Consider the following 17,069-nt stretch of genomic DNA (forward strand, 5'->3'; position numbering starts at 1 on the left):
TCCTGCCGCCGAACGCTGGTGTGAGCCGAGCATGGGCTCGGCTCTACAGTGTTCCTGCAGCCGATGTAGCGCCGAGCCTACGCTCGGCTGACTAGGCCGCGGCGGCGCGCGCCTGCGGCATCGACTGCAACCGGAACGCGCCCACCGCGTCGGCCAGGGCACGCACCTGGACCTGCATCTGCGCCGTGGAGGCACCGGCCTCTTCCACCAGGCTGGCGTTGCGTTGGGTACTGGCTTCCATCTGCACGATGGTCTGGTTCACCTGTGCGATGCCGGCATGCTGGTCCTGCGACGCACTGCGGATACCCGCCAGCAGCTCGGCCAGCTGCTGCACGCTGCCGACGATCTCGCCCATCGTGGTGCCGGCCTGTTCGGCCTGCTGGTTGCCCTCTCCCACACGCGCCACCGAATCCTCGATCAGGCCCTTGATCTGCTTGGCCGCCTCTGCGCTGCGTTGTGCAAGCAGGCGCACTTCCGCGGCTACCACGGCGAAACTGCGGCCCTGCTCACCGGCACGCGCCGCTTCCACCGCCGCATTCAGCGCCAGGATGTTGGTCTGGAAGGCGATGCCGTCGATCAGCTGGGTAATGTCGCCGATCCGCCGCGACGCCTCGCTGATGCCCTGCATGGTCGCCACCACCTGGCCGACAGCCTCGCCGCCGCGCTGCGCCACCGCAGCCGCACCCTTGACCAGCGCGTCGGCACGGCCTGCGGCATCAGCATTGCGACCGACCGTATCGGTCAGTTCGTGCATGGAAGCGGCGGTCTCTTCCAGGTTGGCGGCCTGCTGCTCGGTGCGCTGAGACAGATCATGATGGCCGGCAACGATCTCGCCAACGCCGGTATCGAGACTGGAGGTGGCGTGCTGGATGCGGGTGACGATGCGGCCCAGCTGCGCGACCGTCGCGTTGGCATCATCGCGCATGCGCGCGAACACGCCCTGCAGCTCACCCTCCATGCGCACGCTGAGGTCACCACGGGCCAGCGCAGCCAGCAATGCCTGCAGGTCGCCGAGGTTGGTTTCAAACGTCGCCAGCAGGCGGTTGATGCTGGTCGACAACGTGCGCACGAAGCCCTGCTTGCCCTCCAGCGCGATGCGACCGTGCAGGTCGCCGTGTGCTGCAGCATCGACCAGGGCAGCGACCTCGGTTTCCAGCAGGGTCTCCAGCGCACGACTGCGCCATTCCACCGCTACGCCGAGGAATTGCCCTTCATCGATGATGGGGTTGGCAATCAGCTGGTAACGCGTTCCGGCATGACCGATCTCGCGCTCTTCGCGCTGGCGCACGCCGGCCAGGCTGGCCAACGCCGGATGCAGGCGTACCGCGTCGCTGCCCACCAGCGCTTCGTTCCGCAGGTCAAGCAGCTGCAGCAATGCCGGGTTGGCGTAGGCGACCTGCCCTTCCGCATCGATCACCATCAAACCGGTCTGTGCACTGTCCAATGCCTGGCGCACCCGGGTGTTGCCGCGCGCGACGGCACGCTCGGTCTCGATACGCGCGCGCAGGCGCTGCTGCATGTCGACCAGGCGCTGCGCCAGCTGGCCGATCTCGTCGTTGGCGTTGTAGACGCGGAGGGTGGTGTCCAAGCGGTCGTCAGCGATGTCGCTGGCGAAGCGCAGGGTGTCCTGGATCGGCTGGCGCACCGCACGCAGCACCAGGACCAGGCTGGTGATCAGCACGCCGGCCACCAGCAGCAGGGTCAGTGCGAACAGCACGCTCATGGTGCGCGCGCCGGCCTGCTGGCGTGCCTGCGCCCCGGCCAGCGCCGCCACCTGTGCCTGCTGGAATGCGGCCAGCGCAGGCGCTACGCCCGCGGCGGTATCCAGCAGCGACTGCGCTTCCACATCCAGGCCGACGCGGGCCGCGGTATACCCCAGCAATGCGGCCTGATACGCATCCATCCCGGTGCGCAGGGTGACCTGCGCATCCGCGGGCAGGCCCGCCAGCGCGAGATCGAACGGCAGCTTTTCTTCGCTGGCGCGGTCGGCGTGGGTGGAATCACCGTCGAGCAGCAGCAGGGCCTCCTGCCGCCGCATCTTCTGCAGGGACAACGCCAGCGCATCCCGCTGCTGCGCATCCACCTGCCCCTGCAGCGTGTCTGCAGCCTGTTGCAGCTGCGCGGCGAGGCCGGCCTCACCACGGCCCATCTCGTCGACCCGTTCGAACAGGGCGGCAACACCCTGCGAGAACGCGTCTGCAGCTTCGGTCAGCGCCTGCAGGGCCTTGCGCCGGCCGGCATCCATCGGCATCGTGCGCAGGGCCTGCAGATCGTCCTGCAGCGCCTTTTGCGTGGCCAGCAGCTGCGCGCGGTCGGCATCATCGAAACTGCGTGCATACTGGATCTGCAGGCGGCGCGCTTCGGCCACCCGCGTGGCCAGGCGCGCGGCCAGATCACTGCCGCGCTGGTAGCTGGCCTGGCTGCGCGCAGCCTGCGTGCTGGCATGCCCGGTCCAGGCATAGGCGGCGGCAATTGCGACCAGTCCCAGGCCACAGACCCACAAGGTCGCCTTGAGCTTGTTGGCTACGCTCAGCCGATGCGGTTGCAGCCACAGCAGCAGGCCGGAAGACGCCGGGCGCAGCGCCGCAAGCCGCGTGCGCAGGGACCGGAGGTGGGGGACAACGGCCGACATGACAGACTCCAGGCAGAAGGACGCACCTGTATCGGCCGGATTCAAGGCAACTTTAGAACTTTCGTCGTCCTGGCCCAGCGGTGACGGGCGGACGCGGCCTTTGTACCGGGTGCAGGCGACGCTGGCGTGACACGACCAGCGCCCTTGACCTCAACCCCGGTTGGGGGAGCACAGTGGACCTCCCCTCCCGCCCGGTGCCGCCATGACGACGCTCGATGTCCCCCTCTACCTGCAGCGCCTGCAGCTGGATGCCCCGCCACCGCTGACGCTGGCCGGGCTGACCCTGCTGCAGCAGCGTCACAACGCAGTGCTGCCGTTCGAGACCCTCAGCTGCCTGCTGCGCGATGCGGTACCGATCGACCTGGACAGCGTGCAGCGCAAGCTGCTCGACGACCGTCGTGGCGGCTACTGCTTCGAACTCAACGGCGGCCTGCTGGCGCTGCTGCAGGCGCTGGGCTTCGATGCACAGCCATTGAGCGCGCGCGTGCTGCTGGCTGCCCAGGACGGCGAACTGACCGCACGGACCCACCTGCTGCTGCGCGTGCAGGTGGACGGCGATGACTGGCTGGTGGATGCCGGTTTCGGCAGCCTGACCCCGACCGTGCCGCTGCGGCTGCATGATCCGCAACCGCAAGCCACGCCGCACGAACGCTATCTGCTGCAGCGGCTGCCCGGCGAGGGGGATTTCGTGCTGTCCGCCGAATCCGCTGACGGCTGGCGGGCGATGTACCGTTTCGACCTGCACGTGCCGGCACCGATCGACAACGTGGTGGGCAACTGGTACGTGTGCACCCATCCCGACTCCAGCTTCCCTGGCCAGCTGCGCGCGTCGCTGACCGGGCCGGACTGGCGACGCACCATCGGCAGCGGCAACTACACCGAGTACCGCCCCGGCCAGGCACCGGACAAGCGTCCGCTGCAGGATGTTGCCGACGTGCGCGACGTGCTGCAGCAAGGCTTCGGCATGCAGCTGCCGGACGACCCGCGGCTCGATCCGGCGATCAACGACTGGCTGCAGCGCTCACGCGCCGCGACCTTGTAGAGCCGAGCCCATGCTCGGCTGAGCTTGGGCGGCTGGGCCAACAGCAGCCGAGCGTGGGCTCGGCTCTACAGAGCTGCGTGCGCCTGCAACGCAATGCGGTTGCCTTCACTGTCGCAGATCTCGGCCACGCGCCAGGCTCACCTCCAAGTCCATACCGACACCTGCGGCCTCGTCGGCAAACGGAAGGTGGGCCATCCTGCAGTCGTGCAGCATGACACCCCTTGCAGGGCAGTGCTGGCATGCTGGGTGCCCCTTTCCTCGCGGAGTCCTGCATGTCCCTGGCCGAACACCAAAGTGCGCTGGCACCGCAGGGTTTCCTGCGCGTGGCGATCAACCTGGGCAACCCGGTGCTGGCGCAGGGCGATGCGCACTCACCGCGTGGACCGTCGGTGGAGCTGGCCACGACATTGGCGCAGCGCCTGGGTGTGCAGGCACGCTTCACCTGTCACGATGCCGCAGCCTCGGTGGTCGCTGCGGCAGGCGAAGACGGCTGGGATCTGGCCTTCCTGGCCATCGATCCGGCACGCGCCGACCGCATCGCCTTCAGTGCTCCGTACGTGGAGATCGAAGGCACCTATCTGGTGCGCGAGGACAGTCCCGCGCAGCAGGTGACCGACCTCGACCGCGAGGGCTGCGCATCGCGGTGGGCCGCGGTGCAGCCTACGACCTGTTTCTCAGCCGCGAACTGCGCCACGCCACGATCGAACGGGCCGAGACGTCGGCGGCTGCGATCACCCTGTTCGATCTGCAGCGCCTGGATGCCGCCGCCGGCGTGCGCCAGCCGCTGCAAGCATGGGCGCGGGCGCATCCCGGCCACCGCGTGCTGGCCGACCGTTTCACCGCGATCCAGCAGGCGGTGGCGGCGCCGGCATCGCGCCCCGCCGACGCGCTGCAGGCGCTGTTCAAGGAAGTGCAGGCGATCAAGGCCTGCTCGCTGCTGGAAGAGGCATTCGCGCGTGGCGGGCAGGCGGTCACGCTGGTGCGATGAGTGTAGCGTCCGCCATGTGCCGCACGTGTTCGGCAGCCTGCGCGTGCAGCCAGTCGCGGAAGGCAAGAAAGCCGCGGTGGCGGGCCGAACGCTGCGGGTAGACCAGCCAATGCGGCCAGGCGGTTTTCAGGCGCAGGTTGGACAGCGCAACCAGTTGGCCGGAATCCAGCAACAAGCGCGCCCGCGTCACCCGCCCCAGCGCCACGCCCACCCCGTCCAGCGCCGCACGGTGGTGTGCCTCCGAATCATCCAGCACCGCTACGAAGCGCGACGGCGGGGTCTGCCCGCTCAACGCGAACCAGGCCCCCCACGCACCATCGGGGTCCCCCAGCAGTGGCCACTGGTTCAGTGGCACCCGGTCGATCCCTCCCATACGTTCGATCAGCGCCGGGTTCGCCATCGGCAGCAGCCACTCGTCGAACAGCGGCTCAACCACCAGGCCCGGCCACTGCCCGCTGCCCAGCCGCAGCGCGGCGTCGAACTGGCGCTGCCGCTCGAAATCAATCAGGCGCTCACTCGACTGCAGGTTGATCTCGATCTGTGGGTGCTCAGCCACGAAGTGACCCAAGCGCGGCACCAGCCACGCCGACGCCATCGACGGCACCGCACTGATCGTCAGCACGTGCTCGGCGCGGGCCGCATAGGGCTGGAAAGCTTCGTTGATCGCATCCAGATGCGGGCCGACCTGGTCGAGCAGGCGCTGCCCCTCCAGGGTGAGGGCGACGCCACGCGGTTGGCGGACCAGCAGTGGCTGCCCGAGCCGCTCTTCCAGCTGGCGCATCTGATGGCTGAGCGCACTGACGGTCAGATTCATCGACGCCGCTGCCCGTGACAGGTTGCCCAGCCGCGCGGCGGCCACGAATCCCTGCAGGGCATGAAGGGGCGGACGGGACATCAGGCTTGAATTCCTCTCAAGGCATGCTTGCGGAAATGTCTCTTTTTGCGCTTCCATGCTGCCCGTATCGTGCAATCCACTCAAGTGGAGGCACGCTCATGAACATCTTCGGCAGCCTGTTGTTCCTGCACGGCCATGTGGCCAACGCCGAGCTGGCACGCCAGCTGGCCAGCCCGTCCACCGCCTCCCCTGCGTGCGCGGCGCAACCGGCCGCGCCGGTTCAGCAGCCGGGGACCCGTTGAACGCGGCTCAACCTGTGTACCAGCGTTGGACGTATTCAGGCAGCCAGGGCATTGGATCGATATCCAGTGCCCGGCAACCGTCGAGCGTGTCACGCAGCACGCCCTCACCGGGGCCACCGGGAATCCGCAGGCCTTCTTCTTCCGGAAGCTGCACCACAGCCCAGTCGTGCAGCCGGTCCATGCGCAGGCGCAGCGCCGCCTGCAGCCATGCCTTCAGCGGGTAACAGCGATAGCCTTGTTCACCCAACGCAGCAATTGCCAGCGACAAGGCCTGGTTGGCACCACGTACCCATTCAGTACAACCCCCAGCCTTGTGCTGGATCGTCATCGGTGCCGGTGCGCGGTGCGCCTTGAACGGCGAACGCAGCTGCAGCTCCAGATCACGTGCATCGCGCTCGCCCTCCGCTTCCACCAGCGCACCGGCATCGAGATCGAAGAACTCGAACCATCGCCGATGCAATGCGCTGATGCGTCCGAGCGGATCACGTGAAAAGCCGATCTTCGCGTAGTCCTCCCACGCACACGGGAAGACGTAGGTGAAGACACGACCGTCGATGCGGATATCCGATTGCATGTGCGCAGGCTGCCTCGACCCCAGCCCGGGCGCAACCGGGCGTTGCCGTGGACGCTGCAGCGCTCCGGCAGTGCGGCTTCGTGCAGCCGGCACGAACTATTCTTGCTGACCGTCGCTGCCATCTCCGCCCGCCATGCCGTCTGCTGCGCCCGCCCCCCTACCGATTTCGTCCATCACCCTGGAAGCGGCAACCTCCGCGGTGATCCACCAGCACGACGCTGAAACCGCGCGGCAACCGGCATCGCTGACCAAGCTGATGACCGCCTACGCCGCCTATGCGTGCGTCGAAGAGAACGGACGCTCGTGGGACGACCCGGTCACCATCGCCGCCGACGATGTGCATGCCGTGGCCGATGATGAAACGCGCATGGGCCTGGTGCCCGGCGAGACAATCACTCTGGCACGCCTGCTGGAAGGGTTGATGGTGGTTTCCGGCAATGACGCTGCATTGGCGATCGCGCGTCACCTGGACGGATCGCAGGCCGCATTCCTGGAACGCATGAACCGGCACGCACGCCAGCTCGGGCTGCGCAGCACCTGGTTTGCCAGCGTGTCCGGCATCACCACACCGCACCATGTCTCCAGCGCGCGCGACATGGCGGTGCTGGCCGCCCGCCTGTTGAACGACCATCCGCAGATCCTGGCGATCACCGCGCAGCGCGCGTTCGCCCATGGCAGCTTCAACCGCAGCAACCAGAACGCCCTGCTCGGCGAAGACGGCGTGGACGGCTTGAAGACCGGCTACACCCAGGCCGCAGGCTTCTGCCTGGCCGCCACCGCGTGCCGGCCAGTATCCGGGCGGGACCAGCCGGTACGGCTGATCACCGTGGTGCTGGGCTCTGCAAGCCGCGACGCGCGCGACGCACTGGTGCGCGACCAGCTGGCCGCGGGATTCGCCGCCCTGGCCGGCGGCTGACCGCTCGTGCGGCTCAGCGCCGCTTGACCGTCGCCACGATCAGCCGCTGCAGCTCGGCCACGGCACCGGCCTTGTCCAGCGCGCCGGCAGCCACACCCTCTGAAAGGGCTTCAGCCGCACCGAGGATGGCCCAGCGCCCCGCCAGCGACACCGTGCCGTCGGCGGCGAACGGGCCCAGCCAGACCTGGCAGTTGTCGATGAAATCCTGCTGGTAGCGCCGCCGCACCTCATGCAGTTCCGGCGCCCCCACCAGCGCGGCGAGGATGCCTTGCACTTCACTGCCCTGGCTGAGGACGCAGTCGATGTAGCCGGAGGCGATGGCCGCCGCCCGATCGACCAGTTGCGCCCGGGCGCGGCCGATGCGCTCGTGGAAGACCACGGTCTGGCGTCCGTCATAGTCATCGTAGAGCGCCGCCAGCAAGCCATTGCGGGTCACGAAGTGATCGTAGGCCACAGGCTTGGTCACGCCCGCCGCCTCGGCCAGCCGCCCCAGCGTCAACGCTCCGGTACCTTCTCCGCGGACCAGTGCCCAGGCCACATCCAGCAACTGGCGGGTGCGTTGCTCCCGGGTCATTCGGCGGCGCGTGGGGGTGGCGTTGGCGGGCATCGGCGGCGCACGGCGATCAGCGCATTGGAACACCAATTTTACGGCCGATCGCCAGCGCGGTCTGCAGATGCGCGTCAGCGGCACCGGTATCGGCGTCCAGCAGCAGATGGGACGACAGCACGCGTGCGCCGCAATAGTCGAAGATGCCCATGTCGATCTGCGTCCTCATTGCCGCGTCGTAGCCACGACGTTCGACCATGGCTGCGTCGGCGCCGCCCAAGCCGACCAGATGCACATTCAGGCGCTGCAGCTTCTTCACCAGCCTGCCCTGCGCATCCTGTGCGTAGGCCCAGTCGTTGGTGAACACACGGTCGATCCAGCCTTTCAGCAGCGCCGGGAACGACCACCAGTACAACGGGAACACCAGCACCAGGGTATCGGTGGCATCCAGCCGCGCGTGCTCGGCAGCGACATCGGCGGGTACCGCGCCGGTGCCGCGGAACAACGCCTGGTCCTGCGGGTTGAAGCGCGGATCGAAGCCTTCGGCCATCAGGTCGGCGTAGGCCACGGTGTTGCCGGTGTCGGCCGCGGCAATGGCATCACCGATGCGACGCGCCATCGCGTGGGTCAGCGAACCGGGCTCAGGGTGGGCGATGACAATGAGGCTGTGCATGGGGATCTCCAGGAATCTATACCTACCAATGGTAAGTAGCGATTCCGGGGAAACCAGCGCCACCGATGGGACGCTGTTTTCGCGTCCAACGTATAGTGCAGCGATGCCCTGTGGGACACCCGGACATGGATCGACGCCTGCCCCTGACGATACTGACGCTGCTGCTGTCGCTGTTGCTGCCATCCGCCTTCGCGGGTGAACTCAGTCCCAGTGACGCGAAGGCCCTGCGCGATGATGTGCGCGCCCTGATGACTGCCTACGCCCGCGGCGATGCGGACTTCCTCATCGAGCGTACGCATCCCAGCCTCAAGCGGCTGGCCGGCGGCGATGAGGCCTTCCAGGCGATCACCCGCGATGCGCTGAAGAGGCAGCACAGCGGCGGCGTGGTGGTCATCAGCGAAGACGTCGGTGTGCCGACCCGGACCTATGCGGCCGGGGAGGAAGAAGTCTGCTTCGTGCCACGCCAATCCCTGGTACGGGTGCGTGAAACCCCGATGCGCAGCACCACGTTCATGGTGGCCGTGCGCCGCATTGGCGGTTCCGGGTGGACGTATCTGGACGGCACGGGGCTGCAGGACAATCCGCGCCTGCTTCGCCAACTGCTGCCAGCGCTGGAACCCGGCGTGATCCTGCCCAAGCGGGAGATCGAGGCGTTGTAGTCACCGGCCCTTCCCGTCATGCAGGGCGCGGGGCTACTGGAACAACGCGTTCAAGGCAGCCCCGGACGCCGCCTGCTGCAGGCCATTGAAGCGTCCGTCCTGCACGATCGGCTGGGTCGCCTGCATCAGTCCAGCCCACGCGGCACGCGCCAGCGCACCGCCCAGGCTGACCCGGCGAACGCCAAGTGCGGCGATGTCCTGCAGGCTCAGTGCTGTGGGTCCAGCGACCAGCAGGTTCACCGGCTTCGAGCCCGCGGCGGCGACCACCGCACTGATCTGCTCGCGCGTACTGATGCCCGGTGCATACAGCACATCGGCACCGGCCTCGGCGTAGGCACGCAGGCGCCGCAGGGTGTCCTGCAGATCCGGTACGCCCACGAAGAAGTTCTCCGCTCGCCCGACCAGCAGCACGTCGCCGCCCGCGCGGTCGATGGCCGCACGCGCCGCGCGCAATCGCTCGACCGCCTGCTCGATGGGCCTCAGTGGTGCATCGGCCAGGCCGCTGGCGTCCTCGATCGACAACGCCGCGATGCCGGTAGCGAGCGCCGCGGCTACCGCCTCCTCCACCGCCTGTGGCGTAGCGCCGAAACCATCACCGAAGTCGGCATTCAACGGCAACGGGGTCGCCGCCGCCATCAGTCGCAGGTGCTCCAGCGTGGCCTGCAGCGATACCGCGCCGTCCGGCCGCCCCTCACTCCAGGCGCAGCCGGCACTGGTCGTGGCCAGGGCCTGGAAGCCCTGCCGTTGCAGATAGCGCGCACTGCCCACGTCCCACGGATTGGGCAGCACGAAGCATCCTGCTGCATGCAACTGGCGGAAGCTGGCGCGCTTGCGCAGGGTGTCGGCATCAGGCGAGGCCATGGCGGGCTCCGGGGCAGTAGACCTGCACCCTAGCCCGCCGTTCGGTCGCGCTCAAGGCGACGAAGGCAGCCGTGCATGAAGTGATGCCGGCTGCTTATTGGACGCCACCGGCAGCCCTGCCCGAGCGTGGACGCCTGCCCCCACAATGCCGCCACGGAGCCCCTCATGCACCCGGACCCGCATCCCCTCACCGACGCAGGCGACGATGACGCCCACTGGGCCGACCTGCTCTCGCCCGCCCGCCGGCGCCTGATCGCGTCGGCCGGCCTGGCCGCCGGCGGCCTGGCCAGCGCGTCCACCGCCACCGCCGCCGCGCGCGTCGGCAGCGCCGTGAACACCACCGAACCCGGGCGACCTGGCTTCCGCGCCATCGTTCCGCCAGCGCCCAAGGGCCGCAGCCCCTGGGGCCAGGCCACGGCCAGCGAACCGACCCCGCGCCCGGCCAGCGTGCGCCCCGGCGAGGCCACGTTGCCCACCGCCCCGCGCGCCTACACCGACATCAAGAGCTACCACGCCCATATCTATTTCGATGAGGACAGCTTCGAGAAGGCAGCCCTGCTGCGGCGCTGGGCCGCCGAGCGCTTCCCGGTGGAGCTGGGCAACTGGAACCTGGAGCCGCGCGGCCCGCACGTCACGCCCTCTTTCTACTTCGGCTTCACCAACGACCTGCTGCCGGTGCTGGTGCCGTGGCTGCAGCTCAACAGCCTGGGGCTGACCATCCTGATCCACCCCAATACCGGCGACGGTCGCGCCGATCACCTGTATTACGCCTTGTGGGTGAACCGCGCGCAGCCGGTGAACGCCTACAACTGGCCGGCGCCACAACCGGGGGAACAGGAGCCGTTGGAGGAGGTATTCCCGAACGTGGTGCCGACGGTGCCGCTGGAAACCTGAGCGGATGTCCGATTGGGGCGCTGGGGGGGGGCAGCGCACCTTGGGCAGCCCCCTCGGTGGCTGCGTAGCTTGCTGCGCGCCGCACTTCCTTCATCCACGCATGGCGTGGATCTACCGCATCATGGGCCGTTGCGGCATCGCCCCTCGCCCGGCCCTGCCGTGATCGTCGGCCTATGTGCTCGCATCCACCGCCTGCACGACGTTCAGCGCGCCTTGATCCGGCGTCCGCCATACAGCCACAGGCCCTCCGGCACGTTTCAAACATACGATTGAAACGCTGCAAACTTCGCCGAACTGGACAGCATCCACCGGTTCCGCCAGACTGCCGCCCTTTCCCGTCTTCCGGATCCCATGGCGAAGCTGCTGGTCCTGCACGGCCCCAACCTCAACCTGCTCGGCACCCGCGAGCCGGAGGTGTACGGCCACACCACGCTGGCCGACATCGACCAGGCCCTGGCCGCGCAGGCATCGGCTGCCGGGCACGCCGTGGAGAGCCTGCAGTCCAACGCCGAGCATGTGCTGGTCGACCGCGTGCAGGCTGCGCGCAACGACGGAACCGCTTTCATCCTGATCAACCCCGCCGCCTTCACCCACACCTCGGTGGCCCTGCGCGATGCGCTGGCAGCGGTGGCGGTGCCGTTCATCGAGATCCACCTGTCCAACCCGCATACCCGCGAACCCTTCCGCCAGCACAGCTACTTCAGTGACAAGGCGGTGGGCGTGGTGTGCGGCTTCGGTGCCGACAGCTACCGCTACGCGATGGACGCGGCGCTGCTGCGCGTATCCGCCACCTGATTGTCGACCCGGGCGCCCACGGCGCTCTCCTCACCTAGATAGAAACCAAAGAGGCCCTCATGGATCTGCGCAAAATCAAGAAGCTGATCGACCTGCTGGAAGAGTCGAACCTGGCTGAAATCGAAATCAAGGAAGGCGAAGAGTCGGTGCGCCTGTCGCGCGCTCCGGTCGCTGGTTATGCCGCACCGGTCGCTGCTCCGGTGTACGCCGCCCCGGCGGCGCCGGCGGCGCAGGCCATGCCGATGCAGTCGCCGACCGAAGCGTCCACCGGCGGCACCGCCAAGCCGGGCCCGGCGCTGCCGGAAGGCCACGTGCTGCGCTCGCCGATGGTCGGCACCTTCTATGCCTCGTCCGCCCCGGACAAGCCGGCCTTCGTCACCGTGGGCCAGCAGGTCAAGGAAGGCGAAACCCTGGCCATCATCGAAGCGATGAAGATGTTCAACCCGATCGAAGCCGACACGTCCGGCACCATCGTCGCCATCCTCGGCGAGAACGGCCAGCCGGTGGAGTTCGACCAGCCGCTGTTCGTGATCGGCTGAGGGGCGCGCCATGCTCGACAAAGTCGTCATCGCCAACCGAGGGGAGATCGCGCTGCGCATCCTGCGCGCGTGCCACACCCTCGGCATCCGCACGGTGGCCGTGCACTCCACGGTCGACCGCAACCTCAAGCACGTGGCCATGGCCGACGAGTCGGTCTGCATCGGTCCGGCGCCGTCGCCGCAGAGCTACCTCAACATCCCGGCACTGATCGCCGCTGCTGAAGTCACCGACGCCCAGGCCATCCACCCGGGCTACGGCTTCCTGTCGGAGAACGCCGACTTCGCCGAGCGCGTGGAAGAGTCTGGCTTCATCTTCATCGGCCCCAAGGCTGACACCATCCGCATGATGGGTGACAAGGTCGAAGCCATCCGCGCGATGAAGGCCGCCGGCGTGCCGTGCGTGCCCGGTTCGGGCGGCCCGCTGGGCGATGACATCGTCGCCAACACCAAGATCGCCCGTGAGATCGGTTATCCGGTCATCATCAAGGCGGCCGGCGGTGGCGGTGGCCGTGGCATGCGCGTCGTGCACGCCGAAGCCTCGCTGAAGACCTCGATCGAAACCACCAAGAGCGAGGCCAAGGCCGCGTTCGGCAATGGCGAGGTCTACATGGAGAAGTTCCTGGAGAACCCGCGCCACGTGGAGATCCAGGTGCTGGCCGACGGCCAGGGCAACGCCATCCACCTCGGCGAACGCGATTGCTCGATGCAGCGCCGCCACCAGAAGGTGGTGGAAGAAGCACCGGCACCGGGCATCACCGCCGAACAGCGCGAGCAGATCGGCAAGGTATGCACCGAAGCCTGCATCCGCATCGGCTACCGTGGCGCGGGCACGTTCGAGTTCCTGTACGAGGACGGCCGCTTCTACTTCATCGAAATGAACACCCGCATCCAGGTGGAACATCCGGTCACCGAAATGGTCACCGGCATCGACCTGGTGGCCGAGCAGCTGAAGATCGCCGCTGGCCAGAAGCTGTCGATCAAGCAGAGCGACGTGGTACTGACCGGCCATGCCATCGAGTGCCGCATCAACGCCGAAGATGCTGAGACCTTCGTGCCGAGCCCGGGCACCATCACCGGCTTCCATCCGCCGGGCGGCCCCGGCGTGCGCGTGGATACCCACATCTACAGTGGCTATCGCGTGCCGTCCAACTACGACTCGATGATCGGCAAGCTGATCGTGCACGGCCCGGACCGCGAAACCGCCATCGCCCGCATGCGGGTGGCGCTGAGCGAGATGGTGGTCGATGGCATCAAGACCAACATCGCCCTGCAGCAGCGGATCATGCGCGACAAGGGCTTCCAGGCCGGTGGACAGAACATCCACTACCTGGAAAAGCGCCTTGCCGAACGCAAGAACAAGCCGATCGCGCTGACCTGATCGTCACCCGATGCTGGACATGGAAAGGGCGGGGATATTCCCGCCCTTTCCTGTTTTCCTTCCGGCAGCGCCGAGCCGTTCCCGGCTTGCGGGCGAGTGCAGCCGAGCATGGCTCGGCTCTACTGATGCGGCCTCAGCGCGCGTCCGCCGCGGTCGCCGGAATCTGCGAATTGGCCAGCGGCCGCACGCCATTGGGCGAGGTCGGATCGACGATCACCATGGTCTCGGTCGAGCCATCCGGCCAAACTACCTGGAAGGTGCTGCCAGCCGGCAGTGAAGCGAACGGCATGCCCGTCTGCGCGCGATAGACCGCAGCGACCTGGCTGGCGCCGGCGCGGCGCACGTCTTCCTGCGCCTTCACCGTGGTCAGTTCCACCTTCGACAGATGCCGGTACCGATCCTCGTAGGTATCGATCATCAGCAGGCCGACCGCACCGGCAGAGTAGGCCACGAACAGCGCCACCCAGAACCAGAACTTGGCCCCATGCAGGAATCGACGGTAATTCATCGCCCGTCCCTCTTTCCAATCAATCGCTTGATCCATTCCTTCATTTTCCCAGCACCTTGCCGCGATACCGCAGCGTCATACACGAAATCCCGGAAATCCTGCGCTCCATCCTGCGAACAGATCCCTCCGTTCGCACAAAAACTGTTGACCAGCACGCTGTCCGCTCCACACGGTAGACCGAGTTCGCAGGCCGCAAGCCGCCATGCAAGCTCACTGAGCTGTTCGCCCGCCACCAGGCCGTCGAGTGCGCTGTCACCGGCGGCACGCACGCCCATGCCCGGCGCGATCGCCATATAGGCCTCCGGGTCACGCGAAGTGCGCACGCGCTCGACCAGGTCGCGGCGGTACTCGGCACTGTCATGCAACGGCTCACCCTCGGCGAACAACGATGCTTCTGCGGCCAGGTTGCCCTGCGCGGCCGCCTTGCGGCGTTCGGCCAGCACCAGCGCAGCGCCCAGCTTGTCGCCCGGAACGAAGCCGCCACACCGCTGCGCCACGCGCTCGCGGGCCTCGATCATCGCCGGCGCCGCGGTCAGGCCCAACCCGCTCAACACGTTGTTGTCCAGGCGGTAGCCACCCGGATCGAGTGCGTACTGCGCGCAATAGTCGTACACGCGGCTGAGCATCCAGCGCGCTTCATGGTTACCTGTATCGGCCTGCACGCGCAGTCGCTGGGCGTAGGCGTACAGATCGCTGGCGTCTTCGATGTCGGCGCGGAGGTCCAGCGGCAGGCCCGACGGCAGCGTGTTGCCGCGCTCGACGGTGGCCAGCCGGCGCGCCAGGGCTTCCGGCACCACCGGCAACGCCGCTCCGCTGTCGCGGCTGGCCACGACGGTCGGCAGGTCCGGCGACGGTGATGCCACGCCCGCCGCATGGCCGCTGGCCCGGTACCCGGCCACGCCCAGCACGGCCACCGCCGGCAGCACGAGCAACCAGGTTTTCAGGGTCGGGGCGAAGGCCATCGGCGGCGGTGAGCGTTCACGGCGCACAGGAAAGTGACGAGTTTAGCAAGGCCCGGCAGGCCTGTCTGAACTGCCCCCGTTCATCTCAAGGTGGCATCTCACGCGATACGGAGACGCTCCGATGGTCTAGCATGGCCCCCTTTCCCGTGATTGCCCCCACCGCCATGCCGTTCCTGGAACTGACCCTCCGCTGCACCGAAGCCACCCAGCCCCGCTATGAAAATGCGCTGGAGGACGTCGGCGCACTGGCTGTGACCCTGCTCGATGCCGAAGCCGACACCAGCAACGAACAGGCCATCCTCGAACCCGGCGTGGGTGAAACGCCGCTGTGGGACACCCTGGTGCTGAGCGCACTGTTCCCCGCCGACAGCAATGCACTGTTGCTGCTGGCCGCGCTGGAATCGTTCGATCCGGAACTGGACTGGAGCAACGGCAGCTTCCGCGCCGTCGAGGATGAAGACTGGGAACGCGCCTGGCTGGACCAGTTCCAGCCGATGGATTTCGGCAGCCGTACCTGGATCGTGCCGTGGAACCATGAACTGCCGGACGCCGCGCAGGCCGCCGATGCCGCCGTGGTGCGGCTGGACCCGGGCCTGGCCTTCGGCTCGGGCACCCACCCGACCACCGCCCTGTGCCTGCGCTGGCTGGACCAGCTGGCCGTGGACGGCCAGTTGCAGGGCCAGCGCGTGCTCGACTTCGGCTGCGGCTCGGGCATCCTCGCCCTGGCCGCGCTGAAGCTGGGTGCCGCCGAAGCGGTCGGCGTGGACAACGATCCACAGGCGCTGGTCGCCACCGCCGACAATGCCGAGCGCAACGGCGAGCAGGCACGCATGCACGTGTACCTGCCGCAGGACGAACCGGTCGCCACCTACCCGATCGTGGTCGCCAACATCCTTGCCTCGGCACTGGACGCGTTGGCCGAGCTGCTGGCCGCGCGCGTCGCTGCCGGCGGCCGCATCGCCCTGTCCGGCATCCTGCATGGCCAGGAAGGCGAACTGCTGCAGCGCTACGCCGCGTGGTTCAACGACCTGCAGGCGACCCAGGATGGCGACTGGATGCGCATCACCGGCGTACGCCGCGCCTGATCGTGATTGAATGACCGCTGGATCCGAGCCCGCACCCTGAGCATGTCCGAGCCGAACCCGCCGCGCCGCCCCTTGGCCACCTTCCTGCGCCCCGCGTCGGAAGGCGAGGCTGCACCTGCGACCGATTCACGCACGCCCGACCCGGCGATGGATGACATCCCGCCAGCCCAAGCCCGCACCCCCCTCGAAGCGGCGCCGCCACCGATGGCGGAAACGCGACAGTGCGATGACATCGTCAACCCCGACGAAGCGGCCGTGATCGAACCCGTCCTTGCCGCTCCGGCTCCGCAGGCCGTGGCCGGAGATGCACCCAGTTTCCTGGGCACCTCGCGGCCACGCGCACTGCCGACGCCACGCTGGCACTGGGGGCTGGTCGCCGGACTGGCACTGCTGCTGGTCCTGCAGAGCGTGCTGGCCGATCGTGCGCGACTGGCCGCCGACGCCGGCAACCGCGCCTGGCTGGGCGCACTGTGCGGCGTATTGCGCTGCAGCCTGCCGGCCTGGCATGACCCCACCGCGTTCACCATGACCAGCCGCGAGATCCGCCCCGTGCCGGGCCAGGCGGGCGTACTGCAGGTGCAGGCCAGCATCCGCAACGATGCGCGCTGGGCACAGGCCTGGCCGGATCTGCGCCTGTCGCTGTCTGACGCCGATGGCCGGGTGATCGGCAGCGGCGTGTTCGCACCGGCGCAGTACCTCGGCGAGAACCCCGGCGCGGCCGTGCTGGAACCTGGCCAGAGTGCACGCATTGCGTTCCGCGTGCAGGAACCCGCCGCATCCACCGTCGCATTCACCTTCGACTTCCTCTGAGCAGGATAGAGGCGACCAGCCGTGGCAGGTCGGGCACGCTCGCGCTAGACTGGCCGCCACCACCTCGTC

The 17,069-nt window shown here is 68.1% G+C and carries 19 protein-coding genes and 1 pseudogene; 12 read left to right on the plus strand and 8 right to left on the minus strand.

Annotation, left to right across the window (positions count from 1 at the left end):
* Positions 1-91: 91 nt before the first annotated feature.
* Positions 92-2,632 (minus strand): methyl-accepting chemotaxis protein, encoded by a 2,541-nt coding sequence (locus ACM0O9_RS12495; protein WP_235649051.1) that lies wholly within the window; start codon positions 2,630-2,632, stop codon positions 92-94.
* 202 nt (positions 2,633-2,834) lie between these two features.
* On the opposite strand from ACM0O9_RS12495, the gene ACM0O9_RS12500 reads away from it, so the two are divergent.
* The 3 genes and pseudogenes from ACM0O9_RS12500 (at position 2,835) to ACM0O9_RS12510 (ending at position 4,662) form a co-directional block, all read left to right on the plus strand.
* Complete coding sequence (locus tag ACM0O9_RS12500; protein ID WP_235649050.1) at positions 2,835-3,674, plus strand: arylamine N-acetyltransferase family protein; 840 nt, start codon at positions 2,835-2,837, stop codon at positions 3,672-3,674.
* 272 nt (positions 3,675-3,946) lie between these two features.
* A pseudogene (locus ACM0O9_RS12505) lies at positions 3,947-4,411 on the plus strand (transporter substrate-binding domain-containing protein); the annotation flags it as partial.
* The gene (locus ACM0O9_RS12510; protein ID WP_235649049.1) at positions 4,318-4,662 is read left to right on the plus strand and encodes a type 2 periplasmic-binding domain-containing protein; all 345 of its coding nucleotides are present in this window, start codon (positions 4,318-4,320) and stop codon (positions 4,660-4,662) included. The pseudogene ACM0O9_RS12505 and the gene ACM0O9_RS12510, both read left to right, overlap by 94 nt.
* Here ACM0O9_RS12510 and ACM0O9_RS12515 read toward each other — a convergent pair.
* The gene (locus ACM0O9_RS12515) at positions 4,646-5,557 is read right to left on the minus strand and encodes a LysR substrate-binding domain-containing protein (RefSeq protein WP_235649048.1); all 912 of its coding nucleotides are present in this window, start codon (positions 5,555-5,557) and stop codon (positions 4,646-4,648) included. The genes ACM0O9_RS12510 and ACM0O9_RS12515 overlap by 17 nt on opposite strands.
* A gap of 98 nt (positions 5,558-5,655) precedes the next feature.
* Here ACM0O9_RS12515 and ACM0O9_RS12520 point away from each other — a divergent pair, with 98 nt between their 5' ends.
* On the plus strand, positions 5,656-5,799 hold the full coding sequence (locus ACM0O9_RS12520; protein ID WP_005419683.1) for a hypothetical protein: 144 nt from the start codon (positions 5,656-5,658) through the stop codon (positions 5,797-5,799).
* Positions 5,800-5,806: 7 nt separating this feature from the next.
* Here ACM0O9_RS12520 and ACM0O9_RS12525 read toward each other — a convergent pair whose 3' ends face one another.
* Complete coding sequence (locus ACM0O9_RS12525) at positions 5,807-6,373, minus strand: GIY-YIG nuclease family protein (RefSeq protein ID WP_414603842.1); 567 nt, start codon at positions 6,371-6,373, stop codon at positions 5,807-5,809.
* Positions 6,374-6,506: 133 nt separating this feature from the next.
* Between ACM0O9_RS12525 and ACM0O9_RS12530 the strand changes: the two genes are divergently transcribed.
* Positions 6,507-7,289 (plus strand): D-alanyl-D-alanine carboxypeptidase family protein, encoded by a 783-nt coding sequence (locus ACM0O9_RS12530; protein ID WP_235649047.1) that lies wholly within the window; start codon positions 6,507-6,509, stop codon positions 7,287-7,289.
* A 13-nt stretch (positions 7,290-7,302) separates the two neighbouring features.
* On the opposite strand, the gene ACM0O9_RS12535 is transcribed toward ACM0O9_RS12530, so the two are convergent.
* Together ACM0O9_RS12535 and ACM0O9_RS12540 are read right to left on the minus strand one after the other, a co-directional pair.
* Positions 7,303-7,896: a TetR/AcrR family transcriptional regulator gene (locus ACM0O9_RS12535; RefSeq protein WP_032954567.1), complete on the minus strand. Its 594-nt coding sequence runs from the start codon at positions 7,894-7,896 to the stop codon at positions 7,303-7,305.
* Positions 7,897-7,912: 16 nt separating this feature from the next.
* Complete coding sequence (locus ACM0O9_RS12540; protein ID WP_069139637.1) at positions 7,913-8,509, minus strand: NAD(P)H-dependent oxidoreductase; 597 nt, start codon at positions 8,507-8,509, stop codon at positions 7,913-7,915.
* A 125-nt stretch (positions 8,510-8,634) separates the two neighbouring features.
* Here ACM0O9_RS12540 and ACM0O9_RS12545 point away from each other — a divergent pair, with 125 nt between their 5' ends.
* Positions 8,635-9,168: a hypothetical protein gene (locus tag ACM0O9_RS12545; protein ID WP_235649046.1), complete on the plus strand. Its 534-nt coding sequence runs from the start codon at positions 8,635-8,637 to the stop codon at positions 9,166-9,168.
* 33 nt (positions 9,169-9,201) lie between these two features.
* On the opposite strand, the gene ACM0O9_RS12550 is transcribed toward ACM0O9_RS12545, so the two are convergent.
* Entirely contained in the window at positions 9,202-10,029 is an 828-nt protein-coding gene (locus tag ACM0O9_RS12550) for an isocitrate lyase/PEP mutase family protein (protein ID WP_065178825.1), read from the minus strand.
* A gap of 165 nt (positions 10,030-10,194) precedes the next feature.
* On the opposite strand from ACM0O9_RS12550, the gene ACM0O9_RS12555 reads away from it, so the two are divergent.
* From ACM0O9_RS12555 to accC, 4 genes are all read left to right on the plus strand, one after another.
* Positions 10,195-10,923: a DOPA 4,5-dioxygenase family protein gene (locus ACM0O9_RS12555; protein WP_065186306.1), complete on the plus strand. Its 729-nt coding sequence runs from the start codon at positions 10,195-10,197 to the stop codon at positions 10,921-10,923.
* A 351-nt stretch (positions 10,924-11,274) separates the two neighbouring features.
* Complete coding sequence (gene aroQ, locus ACM0O9_RS12560) at positions 11,275-11,718, plus strand: type II 3-dehydroquinate dehydratase (RefSeq protein WP_065186305.1); 444 nt, start codon at positions 11,275-11,277, stop codon at positions 11,716-11,718.
* A gap of 59 nt (positions 11,719-11,777) precedes the next feature.
* The gene (gene accB, locus ACM0O9_RS12565; RefSeq protein WP_019660824.1) at positions 11,778-12,257 is read left to right on the plus strand and encodes an acetyl-CoA carboxylase biotin carboxyl carrier protein; all 480 of its coding nucleotides are present in this window, start codon (positions 11,778-11,780) and stop codon (positions 12,255-12,257) included.
* A gap of 10 nt (positions 12,258-12,267) precedes the next feature.
* Entirely contained in the window at positions 12,268-13,635 is a 1,368-nt protein-coding gene (gene accC, locus ACM0O9_RS12570) for an acetyl-CoA carboxylase biotin carboxylase subunit (RefSeq protein ID WP_005419697.1), read from the plus strand.
* 133 nt (positions 13,636-13,768) lie between these two features.
* On the opposite strand, the gene ACM0O9_RS12575 is transcribed toward accC, so the two are convergent.
* Together ACM0O9_RS12575 and ACM0O9_RS12580 are read right to left on the minus strand one after the other, a co-directional pair.
* Positions 13,769-14,143 carry a hypothetical protein gene (locus ACM0O9_RS12575; protein ID WP_005419699.1) on the minus strand — a complete coding sequence of 125 codons (375 nt, stop codon included), beginning with the start codon at positions 14,141-14,143 and terminating at the stop codon, positions 13,769-13,771.
* Positions 14,140-15,105: a hypothetical protein gene (locus ACM0O9_RS12580; RefSeq protein ID WP_065178827.1), complete on the minus strand. Its 966-nt coding sequence runs from the start codon at positions 15,103-15,105 to the stop codon at positions 14,140-14,142. Before ACM0O9_RS12580 ends, ACM0O9_RS12575 begins: the two co-directional genes overlap by 4 nt.
* 164 nt (positions 15,106-15,269) lie before the next feature.
* Between ACM0O9_RS12580 and prmA the strand changes: the two genes are divergently transcribed.
* Positions 15,270-16,190 (plus strand): 50S ribosomal protein L11 methyltransferase, encoded by a 921-nt coding sequence (prmA, locus tag ACM0O9_RS12585; RefSeq protein WP_065186334.1) that lies wholly within the window; start codon positions 15,270-15,272, stop codon positions 16,188-16,190.
* A gap of 42 nt (positions 16,191-16,232) precedes the next feature.
* On the plus strand, positions 16,233-17,000 hold the full coding sequence (locus tag ACM0O9_RS12590) for a DUF3426 domain-containing protein (protein WP_065186304.1): 768 nt from the start codon (positions 16,233-16,235) through the stop codon (positions 16,998-17,000).
* Positions 17,001-17,069 lie beyond the last annotated feature (69 nt).

Source organism: Stenotrophomonas sp. FR012, assembly GCF_047520565.2.
Lineage (GTDB): Bacteria > Pseudomonadota > Gammaproteobacteria > Xanthomonadales > Xanthomonadaceae > Stenotrophomonas > Stenotrophomonas sepilia.